At 75.0% G+C, this 6,219-nt stretch carries 8 protein-coding genes; 3 read left to right on the top strand and 5 right to left on the bottom strand.

All coding sequences use genetic code 11. From position 1 onward, the window contains the following. Positions 1-240 precede the first annotated feature (240 nt). The 3 genes from ACWDR0_RS24395 to ACWDR0_RS24385 form a co-directional block, all read right to left on the bottom strand. Positions 241-645, bottom strand: coding sequence for a trypsin-like serine protease (locus ACWDR0_RS24395; RefSeq protein WP_456353885.1), 405 nt, complete (start codon positions 643-645; stop codon positions 241-243). Between the two features lie 54 nt (positions 646-699). Then, positions 700-1,536 (bottom strand): S1 family peptidase, encoded by an 837-nt coding sequence (locus ACWDR0_RS24390; RefSeq protein ID WP_456353879.1) that lies wholly within the window; start codon positions 1,534-1,536, stop codon positions 700-702. Positions 1,537-1,701: 165 nt separating this feature from the next. Next, positions 1,702-1,923, bottom strand: coding sequence for a hypothetical protein (locus ACWDR0_RS24385; protein ID WP_456353878.1), 222 nt, complete (start codon positions 1,921-1,923; stop codon positions 1,702-1,704). A 142-nt stretch (positions 1,924-2,065) separates the two neighbouring features. Here ACWDR0_RS24385 and ACWDR0_RS24380 point away from each other — a divergent pair, with 142 nt between their 5' ends. Further along, positions 2,066-2,911, top strand: a complete 846-nt coding sequence (locus tag ACWDR0_RS24380) for a polysaccharide deacetylase family protein (RefSeq protein WP_456353877.1) — start codon at positions 2,066-2,068, stop codon at positions 2,909-2,911. Between the two features lie 39 nt (positions 2,912-2,950). Here ACWDR0_RS24380 and ACWDR0_RS24375 read toward each other — a convergent pair whose 3' ends face one another. After that, complete coding sequence (locus tag ACWDR0_RS24375) at positions 2,951-3,148, bottom strand: hypothetical protein (RefSeq protein ID WP_456353884.1); 198 nt, start codon at positions 3,146-3,148, stop codon at positions 2,951-2,953. A gap of 177 nt (positions 3,149-3,325) precedes the next feature. Next, complete coding sequence (locus tag ACWDR0_RS24370; RefSeq protein WP_456353876.1) at positions 3,326-4,000, bottom strand: AIM24 family protein; 675 nt, start codon at positions 3,998-4,000, stop codon at positions 3,326-3,328. Between the two features lie 229 nt (positions 4,001-4,229). On the opposite strand from ACWDR0_RS24370, the gene ACWDR0_RS24365 reads away from it, so the two are divergent. Then, positions 4,230-4,958 (top strand): aminoacyl-tRNA hydrolase, encoded by a 729-nt coding sequence (locus ACWDR0_RS24365; RefSeq protein WP_456353883.1) that lies wholly within the window; start codon positions 4,230-4,232, stop codon positions 4,956-4,958. A 272-nt stretch (positions 4,959-5,230) separates the two neighbouring features. Continuing rightward, positions 5,231-6,007, top strand: coding sequence for a DUF4142 domain-containing protein (locus ACWDR0_RS24360; protein ID WP_456353882.1), 777 nt, complete (start codon positions 5,231-5,233; stop codon positions 6,005-6,007). The last annotated feature ends 212 nt before the right edge of the window (positions 6,008-6,219 follow it).

Below are 6,219 nucleotides of genomic sequence, written 5' to 3'. Positions count from 1 at the left end.
GTACGACACCAAGCACAACGAGGCCAACGGAGAGGGGAACCGGGACGGCGAGAGCCACACCGGTGCCGCCTGCCAGGCGGTACCGCGTCCGCGGCCGGTTCACGGTCCGTCCGGCCGGAGGGAAGGGACGCCCTCCGGCCGGACGCCGGCAGTCTCCGCACAGGTGCCCCGGCACGGCCCGTACCCGTACGGGCCGGTTCGCCGGCGGCCGTCCCGGCAGGGCGCCCACGGAGCCCGGCGTCAGCCGTCCCCGTACGGCCGTACGGCCCCCTCCGCGCCGCCGTCCCACGGCGCCCGCGGCGTCCCACCGCCCTCGCCGTCCCCCGTACCCCCGGCGCCGTCGTCCGGACCGCCGGACTCCGCTCCCCCGGGCTGCGCTCCGCCGTCCGGGCCGCCCGGGTCCGCCCCGGGGTCCGGCGCCCCTCCGGTGACCAGTTCGGCGCCGGTCGCGGCCAGTGCGGATGTCACGGGCTGGAAGAAGGTCACCCCGCCGGAGGCGCAGTCGCCGCTGCCGCCGGAGGTGAGTCCGATCGCGGCGCCGTCCCGGGTGAAGAGCGGGCCGCCGCTGTCCCCCGGCTCGGCGCAGACGTCCGTCTGCACCAGCCCCGAGACCGTGCCCTCCGGGTAGTTGACGGTGGCGCCCAGACCGGTGACCCGGCCGGCCCGGAGCCCCGTGGTGCTGCCGGTTCTGAAGACCTCCTAGCCCACGGCGGCGTCGGCCGCGCCGGTGACCGTGAGGTTCCGGCCGCCGCCGGTGTCCACGACACCGGGCGCGGCGGCCGCCGGATCGTCGTAGGTCACCAGGGCGAGATCGCCGTCCCCGGGGAACACCGCCCGGGCCACGGTGCCGACGGGCGGCCCGCCCGGGCGGTCGGACCAGCGGTCCGCGGCGACCGCGCAGTGACCGGCCGTCAGAAAGCCCGGCCTGCCGTCGCCGGTGGTCACATTGAACCCGGCGGAGCAGCGGGCGCCGCCCGCGAAGATCGCGTCGCCGCCGGCCAGATACGGCCGGAACTCGCCCGCGGACCTGCCGATCCGGGCCACCCCGGACCCGAGTGCTCCGACCGCCGCCGTCAGCCGGTCCCAGTCCGCCCCGGTGACCGTGCGGTCCGCGGTGACCAGCACCCGGTTGGTGCGGGGGTCGACGGCCCAGGCACTGCCGGGGACCGGGGCCCGCCGTCCGAGGGCGGTCTGGGCGGCCAGCAGGGTCCTGGTGGTGTTCCGTACGGTCCTCGGTACGGCTCCGGCCGCCCGGACCCGGTCACGGGCCGCGGGGCCGCCTCCGGCGACGTTCACCACCAGCCGCTGTTTCCCGGCGTCGTAGTAGCCCCCCGCGTAGGAGGCGCCGAGGCGGTCGCCGAGCTGCCGCGCCAGTACGGCGGCGGACTCCGCGCTCAGCGTGCGGGGCCGCGGCTCGGCGGCCGTCCCGTCGTGGGAGGCGTACGCCTGCGGCAGCACCACGGCCGCCGCCACGATGCCGGCCGCTCCGGCCGCCGCGATCACGGCCTTCCTCTTCGGTATGCGCCTGTGGTTCAACTCGTGGCCTCCTGACGGGGGGGTGCGGACTCCGCTGCCGAGGGGCACCGGTGTGGGTCCCCCGGCGCCCGCCGGGCGCGGGCGGGGGAGCGTCCGCCCCTCCATACGGTTCAGGAGCGCGTCGTACTCAGCGCGGGCCGCCGCGGGCCCGCGCCCGGCCGGGTATCAGGACGGCAGCGCTGTACCGCAGCGGGCACAGCACCCGGGGCCGGTGCCGTCGGCGGGGAGGTCGCAGCCGGGGCAGATCAGGTGCAGCAGACAGGCCGCCTCGCCGCCCTGGTCGAGCTCGTACGCCGCGGCACCCGCCCGCGGGTCCGCTTCCGCTTCCGGGTCCGCTTCCGAGTCCGGCGGGCCCGGACGACCGGACGGCACGGGTGCCGGGGGCATGGGGTACCTCCCTGAAGGGGTGTCACCGGGGTGCGGGCGTACGGCTCGCGCACCCGCTCGGGTGGACAGCCTGACCGGGATGCCGACACAACGGCAAGACGTCCACCCTCCGGACTGATCATCACTTACGTTCACTTTTGTGATGATCAGAGTGCATTGGCTGACGGCCCTGGCGGTGGCCGGTGCGGTTCTCGTGGGCTGCGCCGGGGAGCGGGGTCCCGCGACCGGGGCCGCCCCGCAGCGTACGAAGGCGGTTCCCCCGCCCGGCGCCGCGGCACCCACCCTCGCCGCCGGACCCGGCGGGGCCGCACCGGTCTTCTTCCGGTCGGCCGCGCCCCCCGAGCGGGCGGCGAAGACGGTCGCCCTCACCTTCGACGCGGATATGACGGCCGACCAGGGGCCGCGGGCCGCGGCCGGGGAGCGGTTCGACAACCCCGCGCTCATCGACACCCTGCGCTCGCTCTCCGTCCCGGCCACGGTCTTTATGACGGGACGCTGGGCGGAGGAGTACCCGGACCAGGCGAAGGCGATCGGCAACGACCCCCTCTTCGAAGTGGCCAACCACTCCTACAGCCACCATGCCTTCAAGGAGCCCTGCTACGGGCTGCCCGCCGTGGCCGGGAGCCGGATGCGGGCCGATGTGGACCGGGCCTTCGCCGCCATCCGGGCGGCGGGCGCGCGACAGGTGGTGCCGTACTTCCGCTTCCCCGGCGGCTGCTACGACGCGGCGGCGCTGCGGGCCCTGGGCCCGGCGGGGGTGACGGCCGTGCAGTGGGACGTCGTCGGCGGGGACGCCTTCGCGACCGACGCGGACGCAGTCGCCGAGCAGGTACTGGAAGGGGTGCGCCCCGGTTCGGTGGTGGTACTGCACTGCACCCGCAGCGCGGCACCGACGACGGAGGCGGCGATCAGGACGATCGTGCCCGAGCTGCGGCGGCGGGGCTATCGCATGGTGAAGGTGTCGGACCTGATGCGCGCCGGGCGCTGAACTCCCGGCGCCGGGAGGCCCCGTGCGGCGGCGGGCCGGTCAGCCGGAGCAGGCCGTGCGCTGGGCCTCCTGCCAGGCACAGACGGGACAGAGCGTGATGCCCTTCGTGGACTCCGGATACTCGGTGGGCTCACGGCACAGCACGCACTCCGCGTACGGCGGACCGCCCGGCTCCGGTCCGGCCTGCCCGGCACGGGTTCCGGCTCCGGCGTCCGCGCAGTACGACGAGCCGTCCATGGCCTGTGCGGCGTCGGAGACGTCAGAGGCGTCAGAGGCGAGCGAGGGATCCATGGCTCCAGAGTACGGCCGCGGGCGGCCCGGCCGCGGGGGCCGGGGCACGCCACGGACGGCAGCGCGGGACGGATCCGGGTCCGGACCCGGCTTCCGGGCCCGGCTTCCGGTGCGGCGGCGGGTTCAGCTGCCGGTCTTCTGCGGCACCAGCTCGCTGGGGCGGACGATGACGAAGCCCTCGCCCTCCAGCTTCAGCTGGACGGCCTCGCCGGAACCGCCGCGGATCATCGAGCCGACGGACTGGGAGCGGTGCAGGGAGGTGTGGAGGCTCGCGCTCCAGCCGACGATCGCGTCCGTGTCGACGAAGACGGGCTGCTGCGGGGAGACCGGGATGACGATCGGGGTGCCCTCGCAGATCACCGCGAGCTTTCCGTAGCCGGTGAAGACGCTGTTGAAGAGGCCGCCGCCGGTCATGCCGGCGCCCTTCACCGTCTTGATCTCGTAGCTGAGGGTGGCATCGAAACAGAGGACGTTGCGGCCGTTGACGGTGAGCGCGTCGCCCTGCTCGATCTCGACGATGAAACAGTTCTGCGCCTCGTGGGCGAACCAGGCCTCGCCCTGCCCCTTGACCGCCATCAGCGCCAGGCCTTCACCGGTCACGGCGCGCTTGAGCATGCCGCCGAGGCCCTGGCCCTTCCGCTCGAACTGGAGGTTGCCCCGGTAGGCGATCATCGAGCCCTGCCGGGCGTGCATCTCACCGTTGACGGCGTACTTGACCGACTTGGCGTTCTGCAGGGTCAGGCCCGGGGCGGTCGCGGGCTGGGCCAGGCTGTCGGAGGAGAAAAGGTCGCTCTTCATACGCCGCATCCTCACCCGGATGGGCGTAATCCGCCAAGATTATCGGACAGGTGTCCGAACCATCTGTCCGGCAAAGGCTTCCGGAGGACTCCCGGTGGGCTCGCGGCGGAGTCGCGGTGGACTCGTGGCCGGGCCGCCGGCGCCTCTCAGGAGTCAGCCCGCAGCCGCTCACCGGCCCGCCCGTGCCGCACCGGCGGCCGGTCACGGGCCGGAGAGCCGGGCTGGCAGACTGGACGGGGTGAGCAGCGAACCCCTCAGCCCCGACAGCCCCTTCCGTCACGAGAACGCCGAGCGCGACGAGGCCCCGCAGTTCGTCCTGCCGCTGGTGGCACGGATCGAGAAGGCGGCTCCCCCGGCCCGTACGGACGCGCTGGAGACCGCCGCCAGGGCGGTCCTCACGATCCTCGCCGACGAGCGCTCCCACGGCGACGGTCCCTGGGCGACGGCGATGCGGGACTGGCAGGACGCCCGGATCCGCAAGGTGGTGCGGCGGGCGCGCGGCGCCGAGTGGCGGCGGGCCGGGGAGCTGCCCGGCATCACGGTCACCGGCGCGGCGGCCGAGGTCCGGGTCTTTCCGCCGGTGCCGCTGGACGGCTGGCCGAAGGAGCTGGTGAAGCTCCAGGTGTCGGGGACCGAACTGGACGATCCGGCGCCCCCGGCGGACCCCGGCCCGGACGGCCCGGTGCTCTGGCTCAATCCGGATGTGGCGATGTCCGCGGGCAAGGCGATGGCCCAGGCCGGGCACGGCGCCCAGCTCGCCTGGTGGGAGCTGGGCGGTGCGGAGCGCCGGGCCTGGGCGGCGAACGGCTTCGCGCTCGCCGTCCGCACGGCACCGCGGGAACGGTTCGCGGCCCTGGCGGCGGCCGGGCTGCCGGTGGTGCGGGACGCCGGTTTCACGGAGATCCCCGCGGGCTCGGCGACGGTCGTCGCGGACCATCCGGCGCTGCGGGCCCGGTAGACCGCCGCCCGCGGATCCCGCCGGGCCCGGACCCGGTCCGGCAGCTTCTCCCCCGGTGTCCTCCGGGCCGGATCCGGGGGTGCCCCCGGATGCCGGGAGTGCCTGCGGGAGCGCCCCGCGGACACGTCCCGGCTCCGCCGCTCCCGTACCGGATCCGTGCTGAACGCGCGGGTCCCGCTGTACGTACCCCTCTCCGGCAGCGAACCGCCGGCGGCATCCCGACCGCCGGCGGTCGGGATGCCACGGGCATACCGGTACGGGAGGCGGATGTGGTGCGGCGCGTCAACGGGACGGTTCTGATCATCGCGGGCATCGTGGCCACCCTGGGCGCCCTGCTCTTCCCGGTGTGGTCGTACGCGGACCGCTCCGGGACGGCCCGGGACAACCTCGACGCCTCCAGCGTGCCCACCCAGTGGGGGCCGCTGTCGGCGACCGACCGGGACTTCCTGGTCCGGGTGCGGCTCGCCGGGCTCTGGGAGCTGCCCGCCGGACAGCAGGCCGTCGAGCGGGCTCCGACCCGGGCCGTCCGGGACGCCGGTGACCATCTGGTCGTCGGTCATGCCGATCTGGACGCCCGGGCCCGGGACGTGGCGGCGAAACTGGGGGTCGAGCTGCCCAACCAGCCCAACGAGCAGCAGCAGGGGTGGCTGCGGGAGCTGTCGGCGGCCCGCGGCGAGGAGTACGAGCGGAAGTTCGCCAATCTGCTGCGCAGCGCCCACGGCAAGGTCTTCGCCCTGGTCGCCCAGGTCCGGCACACCACCCGCAATACGCTCATCCGGCAGCTCGCGACCGACGCCAACCAGACCGTGCTGGACCACATCACCATGCTGGAGGCGACCGGCCGGGTCGACTTCGACGCCATCGCGCACGAGGCGGCGGGCGGGGGTACGGCGAGCCCCACCGGTCCGCCCGCACCGGACGGGAACACCCCGGCGGCCCCGGACCCGGCGGTGCCCACGGGGGATCTGAGCTTCACCTCCCGGCCGTCGCCCCGGCCCGGCCCACCGACCGCGATCGACACCAACCGCCCCGCGCCGCCGTCTCCGTAACACCCTCCGCGGCCCTCCCCCGGGCCCCTTCCGGAGCGCCCCGGTCACCTTCGGATTGCGGTTCGGTCGCTTTCCGCGCGAGCCGGAACCTCAATTCCAGCTCTGAACGTCCCCCTTGCGGGATTCACCGCCGCCCGGCGGGGCCATGTCCCTCGTACACGCCTTCGCAAACGTCCGGGGGGACGTACAGAACAGGGACCAGGGGGAGGAAC

It is taken from the genome of Streptomyces sp. NPDC003691 (assembly GCF_053981115.1).
The sequence above is the reverse complement of the archived record's forward strand: the minus strand, read 5'-3'. Positions and strand labels throughout refer to the sequence as shown.

Coding starts and splice junctions, on each gene's coding strand:
- ACWDR0_RS24385 (WP_456353878.1), bottom strand. CDS start 1,923: ATGCCCCCGGCACCCGTGCCGTCCGGTCGTCCGGGCCCGCCGGACTCG.
- ACWDR0_RS24380 (WP_456353877.1), top strand. CDS start 2,066: ATGATCAGAGTGCATTGGCTGACGGCCCTGGCGGTGGCCGGTGCGGTT.
- ACWDR0_RS24370 (WP_456353876.1), bottom strand. CDS start 4,000: ATGAAGAGCGACCTTTTCTCCTCCGACAGCCTGGCCCAGCCCGCGACC.
- ACWDR0_RS24375 (WP_456353884.1), bottom strand. CDS start 3,148: ATGGACGGCTCGTCGTACTGCGCGGACGCCGGAGCCGGAACCCGTGCC.